The 25825-nt window shown below is 74.5% G+C and carries 25 protein-coding genes and 1 pseudogene; 12 read left to right on the forward strand and 14 right to left on the reverse strand.

Annotated features, from left to right (window positions below; genetic code table 11):
• The first annotated feature begins 118 nt into the window (after window positions 1-118).
• The 5 genes from IF89_RS0100920 to IF89_RS0100940 all read left to right on the forward strand — a co-directional run bounded on the left by IF89_RS0100920 (window position 119) and on the right by IF89_RS0100940 (window position 7791).
• Complete coding sequence (locus IF89_RS0100920) at window positions 119-3394, forward strand: ABC transporter permease (protein ID WP_051806674.1); 3276 nt, start codon at window positions 119-121, stop codon at window positions 3392-3394.
• Window positions 3391-6285, forward strand: a complete 2895-nt coding sequence (locus IF89_RS0100925; RefSeq protein WP_030759524.1) for a hypothetical protein — start codon at window positions 3391-3393, stop codon at window positions 6283-6285. Before IF89_RS0100920 ends, IF89_RS0100925 begins: the two co-directional genes overlap by 4 nt.
• Window positions 6282-7238 carry an ABC transporter ATP-binding protein gene (locus IF89_RS0100930; protein WP_030759526.1) on the forward strand — a complete coding sequence of 319 codons (957 nt, stop codon included), beginning with the start codon at window positions 6282-6284 and terminating at the stop codon, window positions 7236-7238. The genes IF89_RS0100925 and IF89_RS0100930 overlap by 4 nt, the downstream gene beginning before the upstream one ends.
• A gap of 81 nt (window positions 7239-7319) precedes the next feature.
• Entirely contained in the window at window positions 7320-7490 is a 171-nt protein-coding gene (locus tag IF89_RS46865; protein WP_199820448.1) for a hypothetical protein, read from the forward strand.
• Between the two features lie 37 nt (window positions 7491-7527).
• Window positions 7528-7791 carry a GlsB/YeaQ/YmgE family stress response membrane protein gene (locus tag IF89_RS0100940; RefSeq protein WP_030759529.1) on the forward strand — a complete coding sequence of 88 codons (264 nt, stop codon included), beginning with the start codon at window positions 7528-7530 and terminating at the stop codon, window positions 7789-7791.
• A 103-nt stretch (window positions 7792-7894) separates the two neighbouring features.
• On the opposite strand, the gene IF89_RS0100945 is transcribed toward IF89_RS0100940, so the two are convergent.
• Genes IF89_RS0100945 through IF89_RS0100980 form a run of 8 tightly spaced genes read right to left on the reverse strand, consistent with a single transcriptional unit; the run spans window position 7895 to window position 11675 of the window.
• Entirely contained in the window at window positions 7895-8230 is a 336-nt protein-coding gene (locus IF89_RS0100945) for a gas vesicle protein K (RefSeq protein ID WP_078628040.1), read from the reverse strand.
• Window positions 8231-8289: 59 nt separating this feature from the next.
• The gene (locus IF89_RS37510; protein WP_043192504.1) at window positions 8290-8505 is read right to left on the reverse strand and encodes a gas vesicle protein; all 216 of its coding nucleotides are present in this window, start codon (window positions 8503-8505) and stop codon (window positions 8290-8292) included.
• Window positions 8502-9350, reverse strand: a complete 849-nt coding sequence (locus IF89_RS0100955) for a GvpL/GvpF family gas vesicle protein (protein WP_043192506.1) — start codon at window positions 9348-9350, stop codon at window positions 8502-8504. The genes IF89_RS37510 and IF89_RS0100955 overlap by 4 nt, the downstream gene beginning before the upstream one ends.
• Complete coding sequence (gene gvpJ / locus IF89_RS0100960) at window positions 9347-9790, reverse strand: gas vesicle protein (protein WP_043192509.1); 444 nt, start codon at window positions 9788-9790, stop codon at window positions 9347-9349. The genes IF89_RS0100955 and gvpJ overlap by 4 nt, the downstream gene beginning before the upstream one ends.
• A 13-nt stretch (window positions 9791-9803) precedes the next feature.
• On the reverse strand, window positions 9804-10055 hold the full coding sequence (locus tag IF89_RS0100965; RefSeq protein ID WP_030759538.1) for a gas vesicle protein GvpG: 252 nt from the start codon (window positions 10053-10055) through the stop codon (window positions 9804-9806).
• Between the two features lie 16 nt (window positions 10056-10071).
• On the reverse strand, window positions 10072-10782 hold the full coding sequence (locus IF89_RS0100970) for a GvpL/GvpF family gas vesicle protein (RefSeq protein ID WP_030759541.1): 711 nt from the start codon (window positions 10780-10782) through the stop codon (window positions 10072-10074).
• Between the two features lie 11 nt (window positions 10783-10793).
• Complete coding sequence (locus tag IF89_RS0100975; protein ID WP_030759544.1) at window positions 10794-11258, reverse strand: gas vesicle structural protein GvpA; 465 nt, start codon at window positions 11256-11258, stop codon at window positions 10794-10796.
• Window positions 11259-11291: 33 nt separating this feature from the next.
• Window positions 11292-11675 (reverse strand): gas vesicle protein, encoded by a 384-nt coding sequence (locus IF89_RS0100980; RefSeq protein WP_030759548.1) that lies wholly within the window; start codon window positions 11673-11675, stop codon window positions 11292-11294.
• Between the two features lie 240 nt (window positions 11676-11915).
• Here IF89_RS0100980 and IF89_RS45765 point away from each other — a divergent pair, with 240 nt between their 5' ends.
• Together IF89_RS45765 and IF89_RS0100995 are read left to right on the forward strand one after the other, a co-directional pair.
• Window positions 11916-13031 carry a hypothetical protein gene (locus tag IF89_RS45765; RefSeq protein ID WP_030759551.1) on the forward strand — a complete coding sequence of 372 codons (1116 nt, stop codon included), beginning with the start codon at window positions 11916-11918 and terminating at the stop codon, window positions 13029-13031.
• A 3-nt stretch (window positions 13032-13034) separates the two neighbouring features.
• A complete protein-coding gene (locus IF89_RS0100995) occupies window positions 13035-14210 on the forward strand; it encodes an SRPBCC family protein (RefSeq protein ID WP_030759555.1) in 1176 nt (391 codons plus the stop codon).
• A 72-nt stretch (window positions 14211-14282) separates the two neighbouring features.
• On the opposite strand, the gene IF89_RS0101000 is transcribed toward IF89_RS0100995, so the two are convergent.
• The 3 genes from IF89_RS0101000 to IF89_RS40565 form a co-directional block, all read right to left on the reverse strand.
• Window positions 14283-14456 (reverse strand): CsbD family protein, encoded by a 174-nt coding sequence (locus IF89_RS0101000; RefSeq protein ID WP_030759559.1) that lies wholly within the window; start codon window positions 14454-14456, stop codon window positions 14283-14285.
• 87 nt (window positions 14457-14543) lie between these two features.
• Entirely contained in the window at window positions 14544-15881 is a 1338-nt protein-coding gene (locus IF89_RS0101005; RefSeq protein WP_107047184.1) for a geranylgeranyl reductase family protein, read from the reverse strand.
• A gap of 126 nt (window positions 15882-16007) precedes the next feature.
• Window positions 16008-16223 carry a hypothetical protein gene (locus IF89_RS40565; protein ID WP_030759565.1) on the reverse strand — a complete coding sequence of 72 codons (216 nt, stop codon included), beginning with the start codon at window positions 16221-16223 and terminating at the stop codon, window positions 16008-16010.
• 160 nt (window positions 16224-16383) lie between these two features.
• Between IF89_RS40565 and IF89_RS0101015 the strand changes: the two genes are divergently transcribed.
• From IF89_RS0101015 to IF89_RS0101025, 3 genes are read left to right on the forward strand one after another with little or no spacing between them, the layout of a single operon-like run.
• A complete protein-coding gene (locus IF89_RS0101015; protein ID WP_030759568.1) occupies window positions 16384-17277 on the forward strand; it encodes an oxygenase MpaB family protein in 894 nt (297 codons plus the stop codon).
• A 26-nt stretch (window positions 17278-17303) separates the two neighbouring features.
• Window positions 17304-19439 (forward strand): serine/threonine-protein kinase, encoded by a 2136-nt coding sequence (locus IF89_RS0101020; RefSeq protein ID WP_030759571.1) that lies wholly within the window; start codon window positions 17304-17306, stop codon window positions 19437-19439.
• Entirely contained in the window at window positions 19436-21013 is a 1578-nt protein-coding gene (locus IF89_RS0101025) for a phytoene desaturase family protein (RefSeq protein WP_043192514.1), read from the forward strand. The genes IF89_RS0101020 and IF89_RS0101025 overlap by 4 nt, the downstream gene beginning before the upstream one ends.
• 33 nt (window positions 21014-21046) lie before the next feature.
• Here the strand turns inward: IF89_RS0101025 and IF89_RS49565 are convergent.
• Both IF89_RS49565 and IF89_RS45770 read right to left on the reverse strand, forming a co-directional pair.
• A pseudogene (locus IF89_RS49565) lies at window positions 21047-21295 on the reverse strand (nitroreductase/quinone reductase family protein); the annotation flags it as partial.
• Between the two features lie 8 nt (window positions 21296-21303).
• On the reverse strand, window positions 21304-22512 hold the full coding sequence (locus IF89_RS45770; protein ID WP_030759575.1) for an FAD-dependent monooxygenase: 1209 nt from the start codon (window positions 22510-22512) through the stop codon (window positions 21304-21306).
• 78 nt (window positions 22513-22590) lie between these two features.
• Between IF89_RS45770 and IF89_RS0101035 the strand changes: the two genes are divergently transcribed.
• On the forward strand, window positions 22591-23235 hold the full coding sequence (locus tag IF89_RS0101035; protein WP_051806675.1) for a TetR/AcrR family transcriptional regulator: 645 nt from the start codon (window positions 22591-22593) through the stop codon (window positions 23233-23235).
• Between the two features lie 305 nt (window positions 23236-23540).
• Window positions 23541-23915 (forward strand): VOC family protein, encoded by a 375-nt coding sequence (locus IF89_RS0101040; RefSeq protein ID WP_030759580.1) that lies wholly within the window; start codon window positions 23541-23543, stop codon window positions 23913-23915.
• 14 nt (window positions 23916-23929) lie between these two features.
• Here IF89_RS0101040 and IF89_RS0101045 read toward each other — a convergent pair whose 3' ends face one another.
• Entirely contained in the window at window positions 23930-25792 is a 1863-nt protein-coding gene (locus tag IF89_RS0101045) for a serine hydrolase (RefSeq protein ID WP_420706848.1), read from the reverse strand.
• Between the last annotated feature and the right edge of the window lie 33 nt (window positions 25793-25825).

Genomic DNA, 25825 nt, shown 5'->3' on the forward strand with positions numbered 1-25825 from the left:
GATCGCATTTGCGCATCTGTCGCACCCATCACGCAAGCCCCTTCCGTACTTGGCTCGAATCTGACAACATCGTCCGCTATCCGGTACCGAGGGTCCGGGTGGGGGAGGAACGCAACACGTGCTCGGCTTCGTCGTGCGCCGGCTGCGCGGGCGTTGGCCGCTCGCCGTCGCCGTACTGCTCACCGTACTGATCACCGCGACCGCTCTGACCGCGCTGACGGCATTCACCCGGGGCGTGGGGGAGGAGGGGCTGCGGCGCGCCCTGACCGGCCCGGAACAGCCACGGACCACCGTCGTGATCACCAGTGGCCGTCCCGCGGCCGACCGCGCCCGGGACGACGCGTCGGTCCGGTCCTTCGCGGACCGGGTCTTCGGGCGGCTCCCCGTGGCCACCGAGAGCGTGGCCCGCAGCCGTTCGTACGGACTCCCCGGCGCCGCCGCCTCGGGCCAGGACGCCGACCTGACCCTGCTCGCCGCCCTCGGCCGGGACCACGTCCGCCTCCTCGCCGGCCAGTGGCCCGGCCCGGTCCCCGCCCCCGTGGCCGGTGCCGCCGCGGCGCCGACCCAGGTCGCCGTCCCGCGCGCCGCGCTCGCCCGGCTCGGCCTCGCCGAGTCCGCACTGCCCGCGCCGGTCCGGCTCGACGACCGGTTCGGCGGCCCCCCGCTGACCGTGCTGGTCACCGGCGTCTACCGGGCCGCCGACCCCGACGCCGGCTACTGGCGGCTCGACCCGCTCGGCGGCCGGGAGGTGCAGTCCACCACCCTGGCCACGTACGGACCGCTGCTGGTGGACGACAGCGCCTTCACCACGGGCGCCCTCCTGCAGAACTACCGCCAGACCCTGCTCACCCCCGACCTGCGCACCCTGCGCACAGCCGAGGCCGAAGCCGTCCGCACCGCCGCGGACCCGGCCACCGCCGACCTCGAACGCACCGCCTCCCTGCGGGCCACCACCGAGCTGCCGAAGGTCCTCGCCGAGCTGGACTCCGGCATGCGCGTCGCCCGCTCCACCCTGATGATGGGCGCGCTCCAGCTCGCCGTCCTCTCCACCGCCGCGCTGCTCCTCGTCTCCCACATCGTGACGGCCCGCCAGGAGCCTGAACACGTCCTGCTGACCGCCCGCGGCGCCTCCCGCAGGCGGCTCGGCGCCCTGAGCGCGGCCGAGTCCCTGCTGCTGGCCCTGCCCGCCGCCGTCCTGGCACCCCTGCTGACGCCGCCCCTGCTGCGCCTCTTCGGCCGGTTCGGGCCGCTGGAGCGGGTCCACCTGGACATCCCGGACACCTGGCTGGTCTGGCCCGTCGCGGCCGCCTGCGCCCTGACCTGCGTCCTGCTCACGACCCTGCCCTCCCTCCTGCGCGGCGCCTCCGCCGCCGTACTGCGCCGCGTCGGCAGCCGGCAGGCGAGGGTGGCCGGAGTCGCCCGCTCCGGCCTCGACCTCGCCGTGGTGGCCCTCGCCGTCCTCGGGTACCAGCAGCTCGCGCAGTACGCGGCCGCCGACGCTCCGCCGCCCGCCACAGGCTCGGGCGACGGGCTCGGCGTCGACCCGGTCCTGGTGCTCGCCCCGGCCCTCGCCCTGTGCGCAGGCACCCTGCTCGTCCTGCGCCTCCTGCCGTTCGCGGCGCGCGCCGGCGGACGGCTCGCCGCCCGCGGCCGGAGCCTGGCCCCGGCCCTGTTCGGCTGGCAGCTCGCCCGCCGCCCCGGCCGGGCCACCGGCCCCGTGCTGCTCCTCGTGCTCGCCGTCTCCAGCGGGATCCTGGCCCTCGGCCAGGACTCCGCCTGGTCCGCGTCCCAGCGCGACCAGGCCGACTTCGCCACCGCCGGCGGCCTGCGGATCTCCGCGAGCAGCATGACCCCGATGGGGCAGGCGGGACGCTACGGGGCCCTGCCGGGCGGCGACCGCCTCAACCCGGTGGCCCGCCGCGAGCAGCAACTGCCCGGCGGAGCCGTCGCCGACATCCTCGCGTTCGACGCCGCCGAAGCCGGCGAGCAGGTGCCGCTCCGCGCCGACCTGCGCGGCGGCCGGGACCTGCGCGAGCTCTTCGGCCCGCTCGCCGCCGACGGCGCCCGCGCCCCGGGGGTGACCCTGCCCGGCTCCCCCCGCCGGGTCGACCTCGACGTGACGGTACGGTCCGCCGGTACCGGCTGGGCCGCCGTCAGCGTCCTGCTGCGCGACCGGTTCGGGGCGGTCCACGGCACCCAGTCGGCGACCCTGCCCACCACCGGCGAGGCCACCCTCTCCTTCCTCCTGGACACCCTGACCGGCGCCCCGGTCGGCTCCGCCGCGCCGCCCCTGACCCTCGCCGGCCTGCGCCTCTCCTACGCCGGGGACGGCAGCCCCCCGGGCGACGGCAGCGAGCTGACCCTGCGCCGCATCGCCGTCTCCGACACCGTCGACGGCGCCGCGGCAGCCGTTCCCGTACCCGGCCCGGCCGGCCCGGACGGCTGGCGGTCCTCACGCCCGCAGGAGCAGCGCCTCCAGCGGGCCCCGGAGGCGGCCCCGGTCCCGGCCGGCTCCACGGACCTGGCCCGGCTGCGCTACTGGGGCGGCTTCGGCACCGAGCGGGGGGTCACCACCGTGCTGCACCCGGCGCCCGCCGCCCCGGCGGCCGACGCGGTCCCGGCCGTCGCCACCACCCGCTACCTGAGCAGCGTCGGCGCCTCCGTCGGGGACACCGTCCCGGTCCCGATGGACGGGGCGACCGTGCCCCTGCGCATCACCGCCGCCGTCGACGCCCTCCCCGTGGCCGGACGCACGGCGGTCGCCGCCGACCTGCGCGCGCTGGGCCGCTACCTCGTGGAGTCCGCGGGCCGACAGCCGCCCGCGCCCACCGAGTGGTGGCTGCCCGCCGCCTCGGCCACCGACCCGGTCCCGGCCCGCGCGGCCGCCGAACTGCGCGCAGGAGCGCGGACCGAACGCGTCCAGCTCCGCGAGGAGATCACCGACCGGCTGCTGGACGATCCCCTGAGCGCCGGTCCGCAGAGCGCGCTCGCCGCCCTCGCCGTCGCCTGCGCGGTCCTCGCCGCCATCGGCTTCGCGACCTCCACCGCCGCCGAACGGCGCGTGCGGGGACGCGAGTTCTCCGTCCTGCTCGCCCTCGGCACACCGCGCCGATCCCTCGCCGCGGCGGCCGCCGCCGAGGGCGGCGTGCTGATCGCCATCGGGACCGCCGTCGGCACCGGGCTCGGCGTCGCCCTCGTCCACCTGCTGGCGCCCCTGACCGTACTGACGCCGTCGGCCGGGCGGCCCTACCCGCCCGTCCAGGTGGACATGTCGTCCTGGCAGATCCTGCTGACGGCCGCCGCCATCGCCGCCGTACCCCTGCTGTCGGCCGTCCTCAGCGGCCCCCGGGGCCGCGACATCGCCGCCCGGCTGCGCCCCGTGGAGGAGATGTGAGCACCCCGCCGCCGCCCGTCCCGCCGGCCACCCCCGGGCCGTCGGCCGCGCCGTGGGTCCGGACCAGGCTGCGCGCGGCTCCGGTCGGCACCCTCCTCGCCGCCGCCCTGGCGTTCGTCGCCGTCCTGCTGGCCGCCGCACTGCCGCGCGCCCAGGACCGCGGCGCCGACCAGGCCCTCCGGTCCTTCCTGGACGACAGCGGGCCGACCCGTACCAGCCTGCGGGCGACCGCCCCGGCGCCGGCGTCCGGGCAGAGCGCCGAGGCCCTGGACCGTACGTTGACGAGCCTGCTCGCCCGGACCGGGGACACCTTCCACGTCGACCCCGGCACGGTCGTCCACGGCACGCGGACCACCAAGCGCCAGCCCCTGCTGAACCCGGAACTGTCCCGCCCGTCCGGACTCCCGCCCAAGATGTCCCTGCTCCACGTCCGGCAGGCGCAGGACCACGTGAAGCTCGTGGAGGGACGCTGGCCGGGCGGCACCCCCGCGTCCGGGGCCGCCGGCTACGACCCCCCGCTCCAGGTCGCCCTCTCCCGGCAGGCCGCCCACGCCCTCGGCGCCCGCGTCGGGTCCGTCCTGCGCAGCGCGCCCCTGGTCGACGGCACGCCGTCCGTGGAAGTCGTCGGCCTCTACGCGGCCACGGACGAGACCGAGGACTTCTGGGTCGACCTGGACTGCCTCGCACAGGCCTGCCGGACGTACGCCGAGGAGTACAGCTACTGGGAGGTCGACGCCCTCGTCGGCACCGGCGACCTCGACCGGCTGGACCTCTGGGGCCACACCGCCGAGGACTTCTGGCGCCTGCCGGTGGACGTCGGGCGCCTGCGGGCCGACCGGCTCGCCGCCACGCAGCAGGAGATCGCCTCCTACGTGGCCGGACCCACCGCCGCCGTCCTCGCCTTCGAGACCCGCCGCGAACGGCTGCGGACGACCTCCTGGCTGCCCGAGCTGTTCGAGCAGGCCCACGAGCGCAGGCAGGCGGCGGCGCCCCTCGCACTGATCGGACCCGCCGGCGTGGCCGGCGTCGCCTTCGTCGTCCTGTGCCTCGCCGGCGCACTCGCCGCCGACCGGCGCGACGCCGAACTGCGGCTGCTGCTGGCCCGCGGCGGCTCCCGCTCCGCCATCGTCGGCCGGCTCCTCGGCGAGGGCGCCGTCACCGTACTGCCCGCCGCGGCCGCCGCCACCGTCCTCGCGGTGCTCCTGCTGCCCACGCCGCGGCTCGCCCCCGCATTGCTGGCGGCGGTCACCGTCGCCCTGCTCGCGCTGCTGGCCCTCCCCGTACGGGCGGCCGTGCTGCTGACCCCGCCGCGTCCGGGCGGGCGCCGGCGGCGGCTTGTCGGCGAGCTGCTCGTCCTCGCCGCCACAGCCGCCGCCGTGCTGGCCGTCCGCCGCCGCGGGGTCGGCCCGGCCGGCGGTGACCCGGACCCGCTGCTGGTCGCGTCCCCGCTGCTGCTCGCCCTGTGCGGAGCGCTGCTGCTGGCCCGGGTCCAGCCCGTGGTCACCGGGTGGTTCGCCCGGGCGGCCGGCCGCCGCCCCGGAGTGGTCGGCTTCCTCGGACTGGCCCGGGCGGCCCGCGGCTCGGGAGCCCGGGGCACCGGCCGCTCGGGTCCCTCCGTGCTGCCGATGGTCGCGCTGCTCCTCGCCATCACCACCGGCGGGTTCGGCGCCGCCGTCCTGCAGTCCGTGGACTCCAACCGGCTCGGCGTCGCCCGGCTGTCCGTCGGGGGCGACGCGGCGATCTCCTCCTTCGGCAAGGCGGACCTCCCGGACGGCCTCGCGAATGCCGCAGGCGAGCTGCCGGGCGTCCGGACGTCCGTGCCCCTGTGGATCGACCACGACTCCGCCCTCGTCGGCACCGTCCAGCGCTCCAGCCAAGTCAACCTGATCGTCGTCGAACCCGCCGCGTACGCCGAACTGTCCCGCGTCCTCGGCTGTGGCCCCTTCGACCCGGCCCTGCTCGCCACACCGGCCGGCGAGGCCGCGGACGCGCCGGTGCCCGCGCTGTTCAGCTCCGGCGTGCAGCGCCTGGGCGGCTCGGGCACGTTCACCGTCCAGCCCGGCAACGGAGGCGAGGTACGCGTCCGGGGCGCCGCCGTGATCGACTGCACGCCTGCGGTGCCGGCCGCGGACGCCGCTACCGTGGTCCTGCCGGCAGGCCGGGCGACGGGCCTCATCGCCGGATCCGAGCGCCCGAACCGGTGGTTCGGCCTCGGTCCCGTCGCCGGGGACCGGCTGCGCGCGCTGGTCCGGTCGACGCTCGGGGCGGAGCCCGCGGCCCCCGCCCCGGCGGCGTCGGCCTCCGCCGCGGCCCCGGCCCCGACGTCGGCGGCCCCCACACGGGAGAGCCCGGCCCCTGCGGACGGCCGGGCCGCGGCCCCCGGGGCGCAAACGGCCGACGAGGTGTATCCCGTACGCACCAGCGCCGACGCCGTGGCCGCGCTGGGCGCCGATCCCCTGCAGCGGTCGGCCGAGCGCCTCTTCTGGGCCTCCGTGGCCGCAGCGGCCGGGTTCGCATTGCTGGCCGTACTGCTCACGCTCATGCGGAGCGTCCCCGAACGGGCAGCGCTCCTCGCCCGGCTGCGCACCATGGGACTGCGCCGCCGGCAGGGCGTGGCGCTGATCCTCGCCGAAACCCTGCCGCAGACCCTGGCCGCGGCCCTGGGCGGCGCCCTGGTGGCGGCCGCCGCCGTGGCCCTGCTCGGCCCGGCGATCGACCTGACCACCCTGGTCGGCGCCGGCGTCCCGACCGGCGTACGGCTCACGGCCGGGCCCGTACTGGCCCAGGCGCTCGGCCTGGCGGCCCTGGTCGCCGCGGCCGTCCTCGTCGAGGCGGCGACGTCCGGGCGCCGGCAGATCACCACCGAGTTGAGAGCGGGAGACCAGCGTTGAAGAGCGACCAGCCGACGTACGAGGAGCTGCGCCGCCGGGCGGCGGCCGCCGCTGAGCCCCGCACCCGGCCGGCCGGCGCCGCGATCGCCTGCGACCGCCTGGTCCGGATCTTCAGCACCGACGGGATCGAGGTGCAGGCCCTTCAGGGGCTGGAGCTGACGGTCGAGCAGGGCGACCTGGTGGCCCTGGTGGGCGCGTCCGGCAGCGGCAAGTCGACCCTCCTGAACATCCTGGCGGGACTGGATGTCCCGACGGCGGGCAGCGCGGCGGTCGCCGGCTACGACCTGCTCGAACTGACGGCGCGGGACCGGTTGCGCTACCGGCGCGAAGCGGTCGGCTTCGTCTTCCAGCAGACGGCCCGCAACCTGCTGCCCTTCCTGACGGCCGCCCAGAACGTGGCCCTGCCCATGCAGCTGAAGGGCGACGGGCCGCGGCGCGGCGCCGGCGCACGCCGCTCGGCGCGGGTGGGCGAGATCCTGGAAGCGCTCGGGATCGGCGACCTCGCCCACCGGCGACCGGCGGAGCTGTCGGGCGGCCAGCAGCAGCGCGTGGCCATCGCGGTGGCCATGGCCAACGACCCCAAGGTGCTGCTGGCCGACGAACCCACCGGCGAACTCGACTCGGAGACGGCTGCAGCCGTCTTCGAGGCGTTCCGCACCGTCAACAAGGAACTCGGCGTGACGGTGGTCATCGTGACGCACGACCCGATGGTGGCGGGCGAGGTCCGCCGCACGGTCGCGATCCGCGACGGCCGCACCAGCAGCGAGGTCCTGCGCCGCCTGGTCACGGACGAACACGGCGCGGAGTCGATCAGCGAACGCGAGTACGTCGTCCTGGACCGGTCCGGACGCGTCCAGCTGCCCCCGAAGTTCCTGCAGGCCCTGGGCATGGAGCACCGTGTCGCGGTCGACCTCGCGGCGGACCACATCGCGCTGCGCCCGGACGCCCTGTAGGGGCATGTGTTCCCGCAACGCATTGTTTTGGAATCCCATATGCGGATATATGCGTAACGGCTGCACGGTGAAAGGAACGCCATGGGTGTCGGTGAAAAGGCGAAAGCCGAAATGGAACAGGTCGCCGGCAAGGTCGTGAGAAAGGCGGCCCACGCGCTCGGCAAGGAAACCCTGGCCGCCAAGGGGGCGGCTCTGGAGGCCCGGGGCAAGGCGCGGAGTGTCAAGGAGAAGGGCAAGGACACGATGCGCTGACCGGTATCGGGGATCGCGCAGCGAGAAGGACAAGAGCATGGGAATACTTGCTTGGATTCTGTTGGGACTGCTCGCAGGCATCATCGCGAAGATGCTGATGCCCGGTAGGGACCCCGGCGGTCTCATCATCACCGTACTGATCGGTATCGTGGGTGCTCTGCTCGGAGGATGGCTCGGCAAGGTCATCTTCGGCGTCGACTCCGTCGACGGCTTCTTCGAGCTTTCGACATGGATCGCCGCCATCGTCGGCTCCCTCATCCTTCTGATCGTCTTCCGCTTGTTCCGTCGCGCGGCGCACTAGCGACACTCGCGGCGGCCTGGAAGCGAGAAACAAAACGGCTTCCCCCGCAGGGGGAAGCCGTTTCCCATGCCGCGCCCGGGCGCCCCGGCGGCCGGCGGCCGGCTCAGGGCGGCAGGAGGGGGCCCAGCGGCCCCAGGTCGAGATTGAGGTCCTCCAGCGAGTAGCCGTGCTCCGCGCACAACTCCGTCATGCGGTCGTGGAGGGCGAGCAGCGTGGCCCCCAGCTCCTCCTCCTGCGCGTCGGTCAGATCGCCCTCGTCGACCCGGCGCAGGGCCTGGCGTTCGATGAGCTGGCGCAGGAGCTCGACGAGCGTGAGGACGAGCTTGAGGAGGTCCTCGCCGACGGTGTCCGGGTCGGTGTGCAGGCGGCGGGCCGGCCGCGGCGGGTCACCGCCGGGGGCGGCGGGGGGTGCCTGGAGGAGCCGGAAGGCGTTGGCCATCGTGTCGCCCACGCCGCTCAGGTCCGGCGTGGGGGGCCGCCCGGCGGGTCGGTCGCCGTTCACGGCCGCTCGCCGCCGCCCGGGGCGGAGAGGTCGCGGCCACCGGAGACCGAGGTGATGAGGGCGCGCAGGGAGATGCGTACCAGATCGATGTCCGCGATCGACAGGACGACGTCCCCGGTGATGACGACGCCCCCGGCCAGCAGCCGGTCGAGGAGGTCGACGAGGGCGACCTGCCGGCCCGGCAGGGACTCGTCGCGCGGGGTGGCGGTCATGCCCGTCCACCGGAGGCGTCGGCCGCGGCCTCGGGCATGGCGAAGGAGTAGGGCGCCCACGGGCCGGTGACGTCGACGCGCACGCCGGGCAGGTCCTCGCCCGCCCGCTCCACGGCCCGGCGGAAGGCCTCGGCGCGGTCCTCGGGCACGAGGTAGGCGTCGTTGAGCACGTTCTCGCCGCTCTCGCCGCGTGCCAGGGGGCCCGCCTGGGTGGGGTGCCGTACGGCGTGGGTCGCGTGCGGGGCTGCCGCGGCGGCGATGCGTTCCGCTGCCCGTGCGGCCTGCTGGTAGCGGTCCTCCCGGGCGTGGTGCTGGCGCTTGCGGGCCTGGAGGTAGGCCTTGCCGGGACTGCCGGCGGCCGGTGGGGCGGCGGCAGGTGCCGCGCCGTCCGCACCGGTGCCCGTGCCGGTGTCGGGGCGTACGTAGACCTTGACGCCGTACTCGGCGTGGTGGGCGAGCAGGGCGAGGCGCTCGGCGAACGCGGACCGCTGCTCGCGCAGCGCAGCCAGCGCCCGCTCCCGGTCCTGGTAGAGCGTCGCCATCCGCAGCGGCAGGATGGTCGTCCCGTCGCTGAGCGCCTGGATGACGTGGTGGTGGGCGCGGGCGGTGGCCTCCAGCCATGCGAGGTCCTCGAAGCGGACCCGCAGCGCCTCCTCGTGCCAGTCGGCGTGCGCGACCTCGCTGGTGACGAATGCGGGAGCAGCCGGACCGGGGTCCTCCTCCGGCAGCGACAGGACCGTGACCGGGGCGTCGCCCACACCCCGCAACGCGGCCACGAACGTGTCCAGGCCCGGGGTGGCCACGGCGACGGCGTACACGTACGTGAGGGTCGGCTCCCCAGTCATGGCGCGGGCCTGTTCTTCCTGGCGGCCCGGCGGGCCGGGCGATCCTCTTCCCGGACCGCATCGTCGGCGGCCGCATCCGCCCCGGCGGGCTCCGCGGTGCCGAGGCGTTCGCGTCGCAGGGCATCCACCTCGGCCCGCAGCCGGCGGTTCTCCTCGGCCAGCGGATGGCCGCTGTGCCGTGAGGAGAGCGAGGGGTCGTACTCCCACCAGTCGATGCCCATCTCCTTGGCCTTGTCGACGGAGGCGATCAGGATGCGCAGCTTGATGGTCAGCAACTCGATGTCGAGGAGGTTGATGCGGATGTCACCTGCGATGACGATGCCCTTGTCCAGGACCCGTTCGAGGATGTCGGCCAGGCTGGCGGAGGAGCTGGGGGGATAGGACGTCGGCGTCGCACGGGACGGCAAAGGGCCCAGCCGGTTGGCGAGCGGGTCAGTCACGGGACCTCCCAGGTCACGGCTGCTGCTGCTGCCGGTAGCGGGTGATCTCGTCCAGCCGGTCGAGCAGTTCGTCCTCCATGGCCTCGAAGGTGTCGGAGTCGATCTCGCCCCGTTGGAGCCGGCCCTCCAGGTCGCCGAGCGCCGCCCACACGGGGGCGGGGTCGTAGTACTCCTCGTTCGCCTTGTCGGAGATGCGCTGTGCCACCCACACCACGGCACGCATGGGCGCCAGTGGCGAGGTCAGCAGTCCGGTCAGCAGACCCATGGCTCCTCCTGGGCGTCTAGACGAAGCTGTACGGCGGCAGCGGCCCGCCGAAGCGGAAGGCGACGCCTTCGACCTGCTCGGCGAGGCCGGCCTGGGCCGCCAGGAAGTCGTCCTTCTGGTCGTCGTGGACCAGGAGGGAGAGGTTGAGCACGTCGCCGTCGACGGGAGCGCGGACGGCATGGTCGCGGGCGAAGCCGACCAGGGCCTGGACGAGGCCGGAGGCGAGCGTCTCCTGCCGGGCGCGCACCTCCGCGGCGACGAGTTCCCCCAACTGGAGCGGCAGCCGGGGGTCGGTGTCGCCCCCGCGGATCCGGTCGTTGAGTGCACGCGCCTCGGGGAATTCGCCGAGGATGTCGCGCAGGAGCGCCTCCTCGTCCTGGGAGGCCTTGACGTTGTACTCGGCGCAGCCTTCGAGCCGCTGCAAGGAATCGAGGTAGGAGTCCGCGCGCTGCCGCAGGGCCTCCAGCACCGTCTGCTCGTCCGGGGCGATGTACCCGAACTGCAGGGGCAGGACCGGACCGTCCGCCATCAGGCTCGTCTGGACCTCCTGGTGGGCGGTCAGGTCGCGCCGCTTGGGTCGGACCTCCTCGTCCACGTCGCTGACGACCGCGCACAGCTCGTCGGTGGTGACGGTGCGCAGTGTTCCCGGCTCCGTGCCCACGCCGGTCAGCCCGTCCAGACGGCAGGGGTGCCCGGCGCCGATGATCGAATACACGTACAGGGCCATCGCCTGCTCCCTCACTCCCGCTCACGGCGGACGGGGCGGCGTGCGGGGCGGCGCCGCCGGGGGGCTTCTTCCTCTTCGGGCTCCTCCTCCGGCTCCTCCTGCTCGGACGCCCCGGACTTGCCGGTCAGGGACTGCGTCACCGCGTCCACGGCTCCGCCGAGCGCGCCCTTGGACTTGCCGTGAGCACCGCTCTCGACCATGCCGCCGACCACGTCCGTGAGCTGGGCCGGCGCCTTGCGCCCGGCTTCGAGGTCGAGGCGGTTGCAGGCTTCGGCGAACCGCAAGTAGGTGTCGACGCTGGCCACCACGATCCGGGCGTCGATCTTGAGGATCTCGATCCCGACCAGGGAGACGCGGACGAACACGTCGATGACCAGCCCCCGGTCGAGGATCAGTTCCAGGACGTCGTAGAGGCTGCTGGTGCTGCCGCCCCCGCCTCTGCTGACGCTGCTTCCACCTTGCGGCATCACGGTCATGGCCGCTTTCCCTTCACCGGTGGCCGGAGGCCCTCACGCCGGCCGGTCGATCATTCCTCTGCTGTACCGCCGGGTCCTCTCGTAGGAGATCAACTCTCCTTCCTCGTCCATCGCGACCTTGTAGCTGGCCAGGACACTGGTGGTGTCGGGGATCCGTTCCAGCTCCACGACCTCCACCTGGGCCTCCCAGCCGTCCTCGGTGGGCCTGAGCGCCGATACCGATTCGGGCCGTCGCCCGAGCAGTTCCGAAAGCTGCTGGGCCGCCATGCGCATCGCGGCGGCCGCCCCGGGGGTGCCGCGGCGTGCGGCCGGCTTCCGGGACGGGGCCTCACGTCCGGGCCTGCTCGTCGTCGCCTCGTCGCGGTCACCGCCGTCGGGCGGCGAGCGCCGACGGCGCGCCGGTTCTGCTGGGGCCATGAATCCACTCCCCTCGCGAACTGACCTAGGGCTGCCCGCTCGCACGAAGATCAAACGCGTTGAATCACAACAAAATCAGATTTTCGTCGCATGTGAGGCATATCTGGCGGCAGGAGGGCAGGCCCCTTATGACCGAGCGATCAGCGCGCCCCGTCACCCCCGCGTGCACCCGCCGCAGCGGCAGCACGGGGAAGGCCGAGTCGAAGGCCACCTGGCGCACCTGGTGAAGGGAAAGGGCTCATGGAGGACAATGCCAAGATCGCCCTGGCTGCCGCCGTGGTCGGCGGCTATGTGCTGGGGCGGGCGAAAAAGGGCCGCATGGCCCTGAGTCTGGCGACCTACGTCGCCGGCCGCCGCCTCGGCCTCGAACCGAGGGAGCTCGCAACACAGGGCCTGAAGAAGCTGGGCGAGATGCCACAGGTCGCCGAGCTGGGCGAGCAGATCCGGGGCGAGGCCCTCGACGCCGGCCGCAAGGCGCTGACCGCGGCCGCGAACCGCCAGCTCTCCCAGCTCGCCGACTCGATCCACCAGCGGACGCTGGCCCTCGGCCGCAAGGACGACGAAGAGGGCGAGGACGCCGGCGAGGAGGAGTACGAGGACGCTTACGAGGACGAGGACGAGGACGAGGCGGAGGAGGAGCCGTACCAGGAGGGCGAAGGCGAGGACGAGGAGGAGGGGGAACCGGACGAGGAGGAGTACGAGGACGAGTACGAGCAGGACGAGGAGCCCGAGGAGGAGCCCGAGGAGCCCGAGGAGCCCGAGGAGCCCGCGGCCGAGGAGGAAGCCGAGGAGGAGGGGGACGAGGACGAGGACGGGGACGAGACGGAGGAGGAAGAGGAAGAAGAGGAAGCGGAAGAGGAAGAGCCCGCGGCGCGTCCGCGGTCCGCCCGCCGCCGCTCCACCTCCGGCGGTACCGCCAAGGCGGAGGAACACCCCGCACCCGCGCGCAGGAGCGCCGCCCGTAAGTCTGCCCCGGCGAAGAAAGCCGCTCCCGCAAAGAAGGCCGCTCCCGGCAAGAAGGCCGCTCCGGCAGCCAAGAAGGCGGCTCCGGCGAAGAAGTCCGCCCCGGCCGCGAAGAAGTCGGCTCCCGCGAAGAAGACAGCCCCTGCCAAGAAGTCCGCCACTGCCGCCAAGAAGTCGGCTCCCGCGAAGAAGTCGGCCCCGGCGAAGAAGGCCGCCCCCGCGAGGAAGACGGCGGCCACGAAGTCCGCGAGCAGACCCGCTGCCAAGAAGGCCACGGCGAAGAAGGCCACGGCGAAGAAGTCCCCCGGCCGCCAGGCCGCGTCCAAGAGTGCCGCCAAAACGACCGCGGCCACGAAGAAAACGGCCCGCCGCAAGCCGACGGCGCGGAGGTGAAGCATGGCCACCACACAGCAGGGCTCCAAGGACGGACAGTCCGGATTCGACAAACTGCTCGGCGAACTCGGCTCGTACGTCTCCGCCCAGGCCGAAGGGCTGGCGGACAAGGCCGTGGACAAGGTGGGGGACCTCACCGACCGCCTCTCCGACGTCGCCGAGAACGGAGGGTCCCTCGCCGGGGTGGGAGGTCGGCTCCTCCAGGGCGACTCGCCCGTGAAGGCCGTGCTCGGGCAGACGTTCAGCGGGCTGAAGGACAAGGTCGGCGAAGCGACCGGCGGCCTGCTCGGAGGCAAGAGCAAGGGCAAGGGCCGCAAAGGCGGCACCAAGGCCATGCACATCATGGAGACCATGGACGTGGGCCTGCCGCTGCGCACCGTCTACGACCACTGGACCCAGTACGAGAACTTCAGCAGCTTCGCCAAGGGCGTACGCAGCGTCTCGCAGAACGACGACACGACCACGGACTGGAAGGTCAAGGTGGGCCCGTCGACCCGCAGCTGGAAGGCCACGATCCAGGAGCAGGTGCCGGACGAGAGGATCCTGTGGTCCTCGGAGGGCGCCAAGGGGACCACCCGCGGCTGCGTGAGCTTCCACGAACTGGCCCCGTCGCTCACCCGGATCGTCCTCGTCGTCGAGTACTACCCCGCCGGTTTCTTCGAGAAGACGGGCAACATCTGGCGGGCGCAGGGCCGGCGCATGCGGCTCGACCTGAAGAACTTCAACCGCTTCGTCACCCTCTCCAACGACGAGCCGGAAGGTTGGCGCGGAGAGATCCAGGACGGCGAGGTCGTCGTCACGCACGAAGAGGCCCTGGAGGAGGAGCAGGCCGCGGCCGACGAGTCGGAAGAGGACGAGGAGACGGGGGAGGGCGACGAGGGAGAGGAAGCCGGCACCGAGGACGACGCCTCTCCGGAGGACGAGGACGAGGACGAGGACGCCGACGCCGACGAGTACGAGGACGCCTACGAGGACGCGGACGAGGAAGGCGACGAGCAGGACGGCGGCGGCGCGGACGAAGGCGAGGACGAGTACGAGGACGAATACGAGGACGAGGAAGAGCCCGAGGAGGAGGAAGAGCCCGAGGGGGAGGAAGAGCCCGAGGGGGAGGAAGAGCCCGAGGAGGAGGAAGAGGAGGAAGAGGAGGAAGCGCCGCGCCGGCGGTCGCGCCGCCGCTGACGCAGGGCGGTCCCCAGGCAAGGGAGAGGCCGGCGGCTCAGCCGCCGGCCTCTCCGGGCACGTCGATCGTCGTCAGTGCTTCAGGGCGTCCTTCGCCTTCTGGGCCGCCTGCTTCGCGTCACCCGCGGCCTGCTCGGCACGGCCCTTCGTCTCCAGGCTCTCGTTGCCGACCGCCCTGCCGGTGGCCTCCTTCGCCTTTCCCTTGACGGTCTTGCCGACGTTCTTGGCCTTCTTCCCTGCGGCCATCCTCGACACCTCCAGAACCTGCCTGAGAAGGACGGGCCGGTCGTCCCGCCACCCTGCGCGTGCCCGTTCCGGCGCCGCGTACACCTTCTACGGCCGCGGCGTCGGGACCAGCCGGAGGAGGGTGTGCAGCACGGCGTCGATGCTGTCGCGGCGCGGTTCGGCGCTCACGTCCGTGAGCAGCCGGGCCAAGGTGCGCAGGAGCACGGGGGAGGCCATGACGCGGGGGCGGAGCACGGCCCGGAAGCCGTAGCGGGAGAAGACGAGGTCGCTGGCGAGGTTGCCGAGGCGGTAGTAGCGCCCCCAGCGGCGGTGGATCTCCGCCGGGTACTGGTGCAGGGCGTGTTCGCGCCTCGCGCCGTCCGGCCGGGCGAGGGCCAGTGCGATGGTCTCCGCCGCCACCTCGGCGGCTTCCATGGCCTGGCCGATGCCCTCACCGCTCCACGGGCTGACCATGCCCGCACTGTCGCCGACCAGCAGCAGGCCCCGGCGGTACTGGGGCCGCCGGTTCATGCCCATGGGCAGGGGCGCGCTGCGCAGCGGCGACTGCGCGTTCTCCTCCCGCACGCCCCACCCCGCCGGCAGGCGGGTGACCCAGTGATCCATGGCGGCCCGCAGGTCCACGGGCCGGCTGCGCCGCTGGGGCAGGGCGCCGAGGCCGACGTTGACGCGTCCGTCACCGAGGGGGAACACCCAGCCGTAGCCGGGGAGGTCCAGTCCCGTGTGCGGACAGCGCAGATCGGCCCAGAGTTCGAGGTACGGGTCGTGGGTGCGGGTCTCGCTGCGGTAGTAGCGGCGGGCCGCCGCGGCGACCGGGCGGCCCGCGTCGCGCGCGAGGCCGAGAGCGACGGCGATCCGGGCCGACGCGCCGTCGGCGGCGACGACGAGCGGCGCCCGGTAGGTGACCGGTTGCTTGTCCGGGCCGCGGGTGGCGGCCACTCCGACGATCCGCCCGGACCGGTCGGACAACGGGGCCGTCACCTTCACATGGGTCCGCAGCCGGGCTCCGGCGGCGCGGGCATGAGCGGCGAGGAGGTCGTCGAAGTCGTGGCGGCTGCGGGTGAGCCCGAAGTCGGGCAGGCTGCCCAGGGTGGGCCAGTCCAGCTCCACCTGGTGGCCGTCGCAGACCCACCGCATGCCCTTGTTGCGCATCCAGCCCGGTGCGTTCACGTCGATGCCGAGCCGTACCAGCTGGTGAACGGCCCGCGGGGTCAGCCCGTCGCCGCAGACCTTCTCCCGGGGGAAGCCGCTCTTCTCCAGCAGCAGTACGTCGAGACCCGCCCGGGCCAGATGCGCCGCCGCGGCGGAACCGGCCGGTCCGGCCCCCACCACGATGACGTGCGCCTCTTCGTCCTGGCCGCCGTCCGGCTCCGGAGAACGGGTGGCGGGGGCGTCGTCGCCGCCCGCATCGTCGTGTTCGGTGGTCACTCCTCCACTATGCCGGTCGCCCCACCGTCCGGGCCGTGCTGCGGGGTCCGCGACGAGGCGTGTCGCCGGGCGCCGCTGCGCCGTGTGCCCCCGTGCCTGCGGCCCGTCGCGGCGTGGCCGGACCCGTCATCGGGGGGCGAGAAGCAGAAGGGCGCGCAGCACGCGGCGCAGCACCCGGCGCGCGCCCCACCAGGTCAGGCGCAGACTCCACACCGTAAGCCGGCGACCGAACCACCGGCCGAGCCGCCCGCCGATCCGGAGGAGGACGGCCCGGGGCCGCAGGCGGGCCAGCGCCCTGCGCCGGCGCCTCCTGCGGGCGCGCCGCCCCGACATGAGCTTCACACCGGGCTCCTGCCCGTTCCGAGGCGGCGGACACACGCCGTCGACCGTCGACCGGGCACCCTCCGGCACCGGTCGACGCGAGCCGACCCGCCTGCCCGGTGACCGTCCGCTCGGTACGCTGGAGCGGAGCGGCCGGGTGCCTGCGACGGGGAGGTACGGGATGGGGAACACCGGATCCGGCGCCGACCCGGGGCTGTACGGCCCCGAGTCCGTCACCTGGCAGTGCCACGGCGACCCGATGATGTGGATTGCGGGAGTCCGCGCGCTCTACCTCCAGGCCCTCCACCCGCGGGCCGTCCGCGGGGTGACGGAGAACTCCGACTTCCGGCGCGACGCCTGGGGCCGGCTGATGCGCACCGCCGACTTCGTCGGCACCCTCACCTACGGCACCACCGAGGCGGCCGAGCGGGCCGGCCGTCGGGTCCGAGCCCTCCACCGCACGCTCACCGCCACCGATCCGGCCACCGGGTGCACCTTCCGCATCGACGACCCCGAGCTGCTGCTGTGGATCCACTGCGCGCAGATCGACAGCTTCCTGCACGTCCTGCGCCGGTCCGGCGTCGCGCTCACCCCGGCCCAGGCCGACCGCTACGTCGACGAGAACCGGGTCAACGCCCGCCTGGTCGGCCTCGACCCGGCCGCGGTCCCCGCCGATACCGCCCAGCTCGCCGCCTACTTCGAGGCGGTCCGCCCCGCGCTCGCCGCCGGGCCCGACGCCCGCGCCGTGGACGACTTCCTGCGCGGGCCGCCCGTTCATCCCCTCCTCGTGCCTGGCCGAAACCTGCTGTGGCGGCCGCTTGCCGGGCTCGCGTACGGTTCCCTCCCCGGCTGGGCGCACCAGCTGTACGGCAGGCCCGCTCCCACCCCGCGCAGCGTCACCCGCCGCCTGCGCCTCACCGGACGCCTGCTGCGCAGTATTCCCGCAGGTCTGCGCTGGAAGCTGCCTCCAGGTCACATCTTGAAAGCGATGCGTCGCATGGGCCCCGGGAGCCGCCCCTCCCCGTACACACTGCGTACATCAGCGGCCATACTGGACCGGCCGGGGAGGGCGTAGCGCGACGACGGGGGCGATTTCAAGACATGGCGGAGTCCAGACTGATCCAGGGCCGGTACCGGTCGCTCGATCTGATCGGGCGCGGCGGCATGGGCGAAGTGTGGCGCGCCCGGGACGAATCGCTGGGCCGGCATGTCGCCGTGAAGTGCCTCAAACCGATCGGCTCCGAACAGGACGCCCACTTCACCCAGGTGCTGCGCGAACGGTTCCGGCGCGAGGCGCGCGTGGCCGCGTCCCTCCAGCACCGCGGCGTCACCGTCGTCCACGACTTCGGCGACGACAGCGCCGCCGGCGGCCCCCTGTACCTCGTCATGGAGCTCCTCGAAGGCCGCAACCTCAGCCAGCTCATGGAGGACAACGAGACCCGCCCGCTCCCCGTGGACGTGGTCGTCGACATCGCCGAGCAGATGGCCGCCGCCCTCGGCTACACCCACGACCAGGGCGTGGTCCACCGCGACCTGAAACCGGCCAACATCATGCGGCTCGTCGACGGCACGGTGAAGATCTGCGACTTCGGCATCGCCCGGCTCGCCCACGATATCGGCTTCACCGCCAAACTGACCGGCGGCGGCATGGCCATGGGCACCCCGCACTACATGTCGCCGGAGCAGATCGCGGGCGGCGAGGTCGACCACCGCAGCGACCTCTACTCCCTCGGCTGCGTCCTGTACGAGATCGCCACCGGCGCCCCGCCCTTCGACCTCGGCGACTCCTGGTCGGTGCTCATCGGTCACCGCGACACCCCGCCCGTCCCGCTGCGCGAGCACCGTCCCGAGCTGCCCGGCTACTTCGAGCAGGTGGTCCTGGACCTGCTCGCCAAGTGCCCCGACGACCGGCCGCAGGACGCCCGGCACGTGCACCGCAGTCTTGTGGAGTCCCGGCTCGGCCCCGGCGGCCTCCCCGGCGCCCTCGCCCCGCTCCCGGCCTGGGCCCGCGGCATGACCGCCGGCCGCAAGGCCGGCCTCGACGCGCGTCCCGCCAGCGGCGCCTGGGCCGTGCTCACCGGTTCCTGGACGGCCCCCAGGGCCACCGGCGAGCAGTCCGCCCTGCCCCCCGCCGACGCACGGTCCGTACCCCGCCCGCGCAGCGGGCAGGGCGCGGCCCGGGCCGGCGGCACCCCCATGCGTCCCGCGCCCGCCGAGGACCCGCGCCTGACCGTGGCGTACGGCTTCCCGCGCCCCGCGGGCCCGCGTGAGACCGGCCCGGACGCGCTCGCGGCCGGCCACGCCCGCGCCTACGCCCTCAGCCGCGCCGGCCGCACCGAGGAGGCGCTCTCCGTCTACGCGGCCGTCGCCGACGGCCGCGCCCGGGTCCTCGGCGCCGACCACGCCGACACCCTCGCCGCGCGCCAGGAGGCGGCGTACGAGATGGGCCGGCTCGGCCGGCACCAGGAGGCGCACGACGTCTACCGCGCGGTGCTCGTCGCCCGCGAGCGCACCATGGGCCCGCTCCACCCCGACACCCTGCGCTGCCGCCACAACCTGGCCTGCGCGCTGCGGGCGCTGGGCCGGTATGCCGACGCGCACACCACGGCCGTGGCGGTCGCCGCGGACCGGGCCGCCGTCCTGGGTGCCGAACACCCCGACACCCTGCTGACCCGGTACGAGGCGGCGTACGTCCTCGGCCGGCTCGACCGATGGCAGGAGGCGCTGGCCGGCTTCCGCGAGGTCGCCGCCGCACGCGAACGGGTCCTGGGCCGCGACCACCCCGACACCCTGGCCGCCCGCTACGAGGTCGGCATCGCGCTCGGCCGCACCGGCAGCAGCGCCCAGGCCCTCGACCTCTTCCGGGCCCTGGTCCGCGACCGCACCCGGGCCTACGGGGCGACCGACCCCGAGACGCTGCGCGCCCGGCACGTCCTCGGCGTCAACCTGGGCCGCCTGGAGCGCTGGGAGGAGGCGGTGGCCGAGGCCCGCCAGGTGGCCGCCGCCCGGGCCCGCACGCTGGGCGCCGAGCACGCCGACACCCTGGTCAGCCGCCGTGAACTGGCCGTCGGCCTGGGACGGTTGGGCCGTTGGGACGAGGCCCTGCCGATCTACCGGGACCTGTCCGGCATCCGCGAGCGGTCGCTGGGCGACGAGCATCCGGAGACGGTGCTGGCCCACGCCGACGAGGCACACTGTCTGGAGCGGCTCGGCCAGGTGTGCTACCAAGAGCCATGACGACCTTCGGGCGGGACGTGTACGACGACGTGATCGTGGGCGGCGGGCACAACGGACTGGTGGCCGCCGCGTACCTGGCCCGGGCGGGCCGCTCGGTGCTGGTCCTGGAACGGCTCGGCACCACCGGCGGGGCGGCGATCTCCAGCAGACCCTTCGTGGGCGTCGACGCCCGCCTCTCGCGCTACTCGTACCTGGTCTCCCTCCTGCCCGACAAGATCGTCCGCGACCTCGGGCTGAGCTTCGCCGTACGCCGGCGCACGGTCTCCTCGTACACGCCGACCGAGCGCGACGGGCGGCCCGGCGGACTGCTCGTCGGCGGGGGAGAGGAGCGCACCCGGGAGTCCTTCGCGCGGCTGACCGGGTCGGACCGGGAGTACGACAGCTGGCGCGCCTTCTACGCGACCACCGGGCGGGTGGCCCGCGCGGTGTTCCCCACCCTGACCGAGCCGCTGCCCGGCCGGGCGGAGCTGCGGGCCCGGATCGACGACGAGGCCGCGTGGCGGATGCTGTTCGAGGAGCCGCTGGGCGTCGCGGTGGAACGGCACTTCAGCGACGACCTCGTCCGCGGGGTGGTCCTCACGGACGGCCTCATCGGCACCTTCGCCGACGCCCACGACCCCTCACTCGTCCAGAACCGGTGCTTCCTCTACCACGTCATCGGCGGCGGGACCGGGGACTGGGACGTACCCGTCGGCGGGATGGGCGCCCTGACCGACGCCCTCGCGGCGGCCGCGACCAAAGCGGGCGCGGAGATCGCCACCGGCCACGAGGTGCTCCGGATCGACACGGACGGGGTCGCTCCGGCCGAGGTGGTGTTCCGTACGGCCACCGGCGAGGGCCGGGTCGTGGGCCGCACGGTGCTGGTGAACGCCTCGCCCCGGGCGCTGGCCGACCTCCTCGGCGACAGCCCGGCCGAGCCCCCGGCGAAGGCCCCCGAGGGCGCCCAGCTCAAGGTCAACATGCTGCTGCGCAGGCTGCCCCGGCTGCGGGACACCGGCGTGGACCCGCGGGAGGCCTTCGGCGGCACCTTCCACATCGCCGAGGGCTACGACCAGCTCGCCCGGGCCCACGCGGAGGCCGCGGCCGGGGAACTGCCGTCGGTACCGCCCTCGGAGATCTACTGCCACTCGCTGACCGACCCGACGATCCTCGGTCCCGAGCTGGTCGAGCAGGGCTACCAGACGCTCACCCTCTTCGGCCTGCACACCCCGGCCCGGCTGTTCGCGCACGACAACCAGCAGGCGCGGGAGGTGCTGCTGACCGCCACCCTCGCACAGCTCGACGCACATCTGGCCGAGCCGCTGACCGACTGCCTGGCCTTCGACGCGGACGGCCGTCCGTGCATCGAGGCGAAGACCCCGCTGGACCTCGAACGCGAACTGCGGCTGCCCGGCGGCCACATCTTCCACCGCGACCTGTCCTGGCCGTACGCCGACCAGGAATCGGGCCGGTGGGGCGTGGAGACGGCCCACCGCAACGTCCTGCTGTGCGGTGCGGGCGCGGCCCGCGGCGGCGGAGTCAGCGGGGTGCCCGGCCACAACGCCGCGATGGCGGTGCTGGGCTACTCCCCCTGAGCGGCGGGCTCGATCACCAGCGAGGGGGATCTCCCGGTCCGACTTGGGCTGGTACTCGTCGTAGGCGGGCCAGTGCTTCCCCATCACCGGCCCGTACGCGGCGCGCTCCTCGGCGTTCGCGGTGCGCGCCGTGCCCCGGAGGATCCGCGGTCCGACCTGGATGCGGACCTCCGGGTTCGCGCCGAGGTTGCGGAACCGCAGCGGCTGCTCGTCCGCATCTCCCTTGGAGGCGACGAGCAGGTAGCGGCCGTCGGCCTCACCGTGGATGAGCGGGGTGCGCACGGCCTTCGTCAACGAGTGCCAACGCCCGTGGGTGCGGCGCCCATTGCGGCCGGAAGGGTGAAGCCGTCGAAGACGTCGTCCAGTGCGCGGTGCGCGACCCGGGCGGGGGTGGCGCGGACGGCGAGGTCGCGCAGGGCCACGGCGAGGGGGTGCGTGACGGCGGCGATCCGCCCCGCGCGGCGGGCCCGGACCCGGATGGCGTCGGTGCGGGCGCAGCGGGCCGTACTGTAGGCGGCGAGCGCCGCGGGCACGCCGGTCGGCCCGGCTCCGTCCAACAGGTGGGCGAGGACCACCGCGTCCTCGACGGCCTGGCACCCGCCCTGTCCCAGGTTGGGCGTCATGGCGTGGGCGGCGTCGCCGAGCCAGGCCAGGCGCCCGTGGTGGAAGCGGGGGAGCGGGGCCGCCAGGTCGTAGAGGTCGTGCTGGAGGACGTCCGCCGGGTCGATGCGCTCCAGTACGGCCGGGATCGGATCGTGCCAGGTGCCGTAGTGGCGCAGCAGTTCGGCGCGGACGTCGGCCGGGCGGTACCCCTCGGGGGCGACGGCGGTGGCGTAGACGTAGGTCCTGCCGTCGGCGAGCGGGACCACGCCGAAGCGCCGGCCGCGGCCCCAGGTCTCGGCGGTCGCCGCCCCCACCGGGCTCGCGGCAGCCGGCAGGACGGTGCGCCAGGCGGTCTCCCCGCTGTGGTGGAGGCCGGGGTGGTCCGGGAAGTACTGGCGGCGCAGCGGGCTGTGGATGCCGTCCGCGGCGACCACGAGGTCGGCGGAGCCGTCGAGGTCGCCGGCGCGGGTGCGGACCACCGGGACGCCGTCTGCGTCGTCCACGGAGGTGACCTCGACGCCGTAGCGGACCGTCCCCGCGGGGAGGGCGGCGGTGAGGGCGTCGACGAGGGCCGAGCGGTGCACGGCGAGCGGCGGGCCTCCGTAGCGGGCGGCCAGTCCCGCCGTGTCGGCGCGGCTCAGCCAGCGGCCGTCGGGGCGGCGCAGGCCCATGGCCGCCGGAAGGGCGCGGCCCGCGGCGCGCGCGAAGTCGAAGCCGATGGCGTCGAAGGCACGCAGGGCGTTGGGCGCGAGGACGATCCCGGCGCCGACGGCGGCCGGGCCGGGCGCCCGCTCGCACACGGTCACCCGCCAGCCCTTGCGGTGCAGGGCCACGGCCGCGGTCAGACCGCCGATACCCGCCCCGGCGACGACCGCGTGACGCTGAACTGCCGACATGACGGATCCCTGCCTCTCTGCCGACCTCTACATGTGTAGAGGCTGATGAGATTCACTCTACAGCTGTAGAGTGGGCTGATGTCCACTCCACCCCCCGCTCCGTCCTCTCCTCCCCCCGCCGGCCGGCGGACGTTGATCGCCGACACCGCGATCGGCCTCGTGGCCGCCGCCGGGCTCCGGGGTCTGACCCACCGGGCGGTCGACGCGGCCGCCGGACTGCCCGCGGGAAGCACCTCGTACTACTTCCGTACAAGGACGGCCCTGATCGGCGCCTGCTATCAGAGGCTGGCCGAGCTGGACCTCGCGGACGTGGACGACGGCAGCCCCTCCGGGGGTGCCGCAGGGCCGGACCGCTCTGCGGCGCCCGACCGGGAGGCGGCCGCGGCAGCGCTGGCGGGACTGCTGCACCGTTGGCTGACCGAGGGGCGCGAGCGTCAGTTGGCGCGCTTCGAACTGAGCCTGGAGGCGGCCCGCAATGCGGAGTTGGAGGCGGACCTGCACCGGGCGGGACGGCAGGCCAGGGTCCGTGCGGCGGGCATCGTCGCCGCACTCGGATCCGACCGGCCCGACGAGGCCGCCGAACTGCTGGTCGCCTGGACCGAAGGAGTGCTGTACGACCGGCTGGCGGGCGCCCTGGCCCGGTCCCGCCCGGCGCCCGATCCGGCCGAACTGACCGACGTGGCGCGTCGGATGCTCGCAGCGGCCCTGGCCGACCCGGCCTGAGGCGGCCGGCCCCCGGTGGCCGGCGAACGCAGAAGAGCCCCGCCGCACCGGGGGATGTGGCGGCGGGGCTCTTCCATCGGTACGCGCCGGCGGATGCAAGGCGGGAGGGCCGGTGCGTTCCTCCTGGTGGAGTGCGCTCACGCTACGCTCGGCATGGCTGAAAATACACCCCTTCGCATGGCTTGATTCACGCGTTCGCCCGCGTCACGCTGTCCTGTTGGGCCCGGCCGGCCGGTCGCCCCGACGAGCGGGACGCGGTTCGCCGGATCCGGCCCGACCGCCCGGGCAACCCCTAGGATCCGGTCATGATCGCTGAACTGCAGTGCGTGGTCCTGGACTGTCCCGAGCCGCGGGCGCTCGCCGCCTTCTACCGGTCACTGCTGGGCGGCAGCGTCGACCGGCCGGACCGGCGGTGGTCGCTCGACGAGGACTGGTCGACCCTGCACACGCCGTCGGGTCTGGTCCTCGCCTTCCAACGGGCGGCCGACCACGTGCCCCCGAGCTGGCCCGACCCCAGCCGGCCGCAGCAGTTCCACCTCGACCTCGGCGTCCCGGACCTGGACCGGGCGCAGGAGGAGGTGCTGGCGGCCGGCGGGACCCTGCTCGACGGAGCGGACGGCCGCGGCTGGCGGGTGTACGCGGATCCGGCGGGGCACCCCTTCTGCCTGGTGCGCGACTGACCGGCGCGGGTCGCTCAGTCCGCGGACCGGGTCCAGCCGACGGCCTCGACGCGGGCGGCGTCGTCGGGGCGGTCCTCGGCGAACAGCAGCCGTGCCGGCTCCGCGACGCGTACGACGTCCACGTACACGCCGCGCCCCGCATAGCGGCCGGTGGCTTCGTGGCGGAACCTCAGCCGCACCTCCCGCCCCGCCCACACGGCCGTGAGGGGGGCCTCCAGGCGGTGCCAGATGCGCCCGGACCAGCCGCCGACCGATCCCCGCGGCCACTCCTCGGGGGAGCCGCCGGTGGACCGCAGCGTGGTGAACGGCAGCGGCGCCCAGTCCGCCCCGTCGGCCGAGGCCTCCAGGTGCAGGGCGCCTTCACCGGGCACGGTGTCCCACCACACCGCGCAGCGCAGCCGGGCCGCTGCGGTGGCCGGAGTGAGCGGCGGCAGGGTGAGGGTGCCCGAGCTCCCCGGGGTGGTCCCGGAGAACCAGGCCGCACCGCCGTGCCGGGTGCGTACCGGGACGGCGCGGGCGAAGCGGTTGCCGACGGCGACCCGCGGCGCGCTGCCGGCCCGCCAGGTGCGCACGGGGTGGACGGAGTTGCCCAGCAGGATCAGGAAGGAGTCGGTGGAGGGGTCGAGGACGAGGGAGGTGCCCGTGAACCCGGTGTGGCCGGCCGAGTGCGGGGTGGCCATCGCCCCCATGTACCAGTGCTGGTAGAGCTCGAAGCCGAGGCCGTGGTCGTCGCCGGGAAACGCGGTGTTGTAGTCGGTGAAGAGCAGTTCCACGGAGGCGGGCCGCAGGATGCGCCGCCCCGCGTAGGCGCCGCCGTCGAGGAGGGTGCGGGCCAGGACGGCCAGGTCCCAGGCGGTGCCGAAGACCCCGGCATGGCCGGCGACGCCCCCGAGGGCGAAGGCGTTCTCGTCGTGGACCTCGCCCCACACCAGGCCGCGGTCAAGACCGGACCAGGGCGGGCGCTGCACCTCGGTGGCCGCGGTGACGCGGCGCCAGGAGAGCGGCGGGTTGTAACGCGTGCGGTGCATGCCGAGCGGAGCGGTGATCTCGTCGTGGAGCAGGACGTCCAGCGTGCGACCGGTGATCCGTTCCAGGAGCAGTTGGAGCGCGATGAGGTTCAGGTCGGAGTAGCGGTACACGGAGCCCGGCGGCTCCTGCGGCCTGACCGACCACAGCAGCCGCAGCCGGCCCTCCGGCGTGGGCTCCTGGTAGAAGGGCGCCCATGAGCGCAGTCCCGAGGTGTGCGTGAGCAGCTGACGGACCGTGATGACCTCCTTGCCGCCGCCGGTGAACTCCGGAAGGTAGCGGCGCACCTGGGCCTCCAGCTCCAAACGGCCCCGCTCCATCTGCTGCACGGCCAGGATCGAGGTGAACAGCTTCGTCAGGGACGCCAGGTCGAAGACGGTGTCCTCCGCCATCGCGATCCGCTCGGCCGCGGGGAACTCCCGGACCCGGTCGGTGCGCCCGTCGTAGTCGGCGTACCGGACGGCGTGTCCCATGGCCCGGTGCAGGGCGACGGTACGGCCCCGCCCGGCGAGGACCACCGCACCCGCGTAGTAGGGGTGCTCGGGGGAGGGGCCCAGGAAGCGCCGGGCCTCGTCCGCCACCGCCTCCAGGTGCCGTTCCAGCAGCCCGGCCCGGCGCGCGGACCCGTACCGCAGGCGCAGCCCCTGGAGGGCGCGCCGTTCGGCCGGGTTCCCCGCCGCTCCCGCCGCACCGGGCAGCGCGGCGTGCAGGACGAGCACTCCGCCGAGCGCGAGCAACCGCGCACCGAGCCGCCGCCGGCTCAGGCCGCGCCCACCGGCGGCGCCCCGCCCGGACTCCGTGCCCGCACCGCCGGCGCCCGCCATCGGCTCTTCCCCCGTGTCCGCTGCCATCTCCGCCCTCCTGTCCGCACCGTGCCCGCCCGT

Origin of the sequence: Streptomyces sp. NRRL F-2664 (assembly GCF_000719345.1) — a bacterium.
Lineage (GTDB): Bacteria > Actinomycetota > Actinomycetes > Streptomycetales > Streptomycetaceae > Streptomyces.

Excerpts from the sequence above, each read along its gene's own strand:
- IF89_RS46865 (WP_199820448.1), top strand. The coding sequence starts at position 7,320 with ATGGGTGTCGGTGAAAAGGCGAAAGCCGAAATGGAACAGGTCGCCGGC.
- IF89_RS0100940 (WP_030759529.1), top strand. The coding sequence starts at position 7,528 with ATGGGAATACTTGCTTGGATTCTGTTGGGACTGCTCGCAGGCATCATC.
- IF89_RS0100945 (WP_078628040.1), bottom strand. The coding sequence starts at position 8,230 with ATGGCCAACGCCTTCCGGCTCCTCCAGGCACCCCCCGCCGCCCCCGGC.
- IF89_RS37510 (WP_043192504.1), bottom strand. The coding sequence starts at position 8,505 with ATGACCGCCACCCCGCGCGACGAGTCCCTGCCGGGCCGGCAGGTCGCC.
- IF89_RS0100955 (WP_043192506.1), bottom strand. The coding sequence starts at position 9,350 with ATGACTGGGGAGCCGACCCTCACGTACGTGTACGCCGTCGCCGTGGCC.
- IF89_RS0100965 (WP_030759538.1), bottom strand. The coding sequence starts at position 10,055 with ATGGGTCTGCTGACCGGACTGCTGACCTCGCCACTGGCGCCCATGCGT.
- IF89_RS0100970 (WP_030759541.1), bottom strand. The coding sequence starts at position 10,782 with ATGGCCCTGTACGTGTATTCGATCATCGGCGCCGGGCACCCCTGCCGT.
- IF89_RS0100975 (WP_030759544.1), bottom strand. The coding sequence starts at position 11,258 with ATGACCGTGATGCCGCAAGGTGGAAGCAGCGTCAGCAGAGGCGGGGGC.
- IF89_RS0100980 (WP_030759548.1), bottom strand. The coding sequence starts at position 11,675 with ATGGCCCCAGCAGAACCGGCGCGCCGTCGGCGCTCGCCGCCCGACGGC.
- IF89_RS45765 (WP_030759551.1), top strand. The coding sequence starts at position 11,916 with ATGGAGGACAATGCCAAGATCGCCCTGGCTGCCGCCGTGGTCGGCGGC.
- IF89_RS0100995 (WP_030759555.1), top strand. The coding sequence starts at position 13,035 with ATGGCCACCACACAGCAGGGCTCCAAGGACGGACAGTCCGGATTCGAC.
- IF89_RS0101000 (WP_030759559.1), bottom strand. The coding sequence starts at position 14,456 with ATGGCCGCAGGGAAGAAGGCCAAGAACGTCGGCAAGACCGTCAAGGGA.
- IF89_RS0101015 (WP_030759568.1), top strand. The coding sequence starts at position 16,384 with ATGGGGAACACCGGATCCGGCGCCGACCCGGGGCTGTACGGCCCCGAG.
- IF89_RS0101020 (WP_030759571.1), top strand. The coding sequence starts at position 17,304 with ATGGCGGAGTCCAGACTGATCCAGGGCCGGTACCGGTCGCTCGATCTG.
- IF89_RS0101025 (WP_043192514.1), top strand. The coding sequence starts at position 19,436 with ATGACGACCTTCGGGCGGGACGTGTACGACGACGTGATCGTGGGCGGC.
- IF89_RS45770 (WP_030759575.1), bottom strand. The coding sequence starts at position 22,512 with ATGTCGGCAGTTCAGCGTCACGCGGTCGTCGCCGGGGCGGGTATCGGC.
- IF89_RS0101035 (WP_051806675.1), top strand. The coding sequence starts at position 22,591 with ATGTCCACTCCACCCCCCGCTCCGTCCTCTCCTCCCCCCGCCGGCCGG.
- IF89_RS0101040 (WP_030759580.1), top strand. The coding sequence starts at position 23,541 with ATGATCGCTGAACTGCAGTGCGTGGTCCTGGACTGTCCCGAGCCGCGG.
- IF89_RS0101045 (WP_420706848.1), bottom strand. The coding sequence starts at position 25,792 with ATGGCAGCGGACACGGGGGAAGAGCCGATGGCGGGCGCCGGCGGTGCG.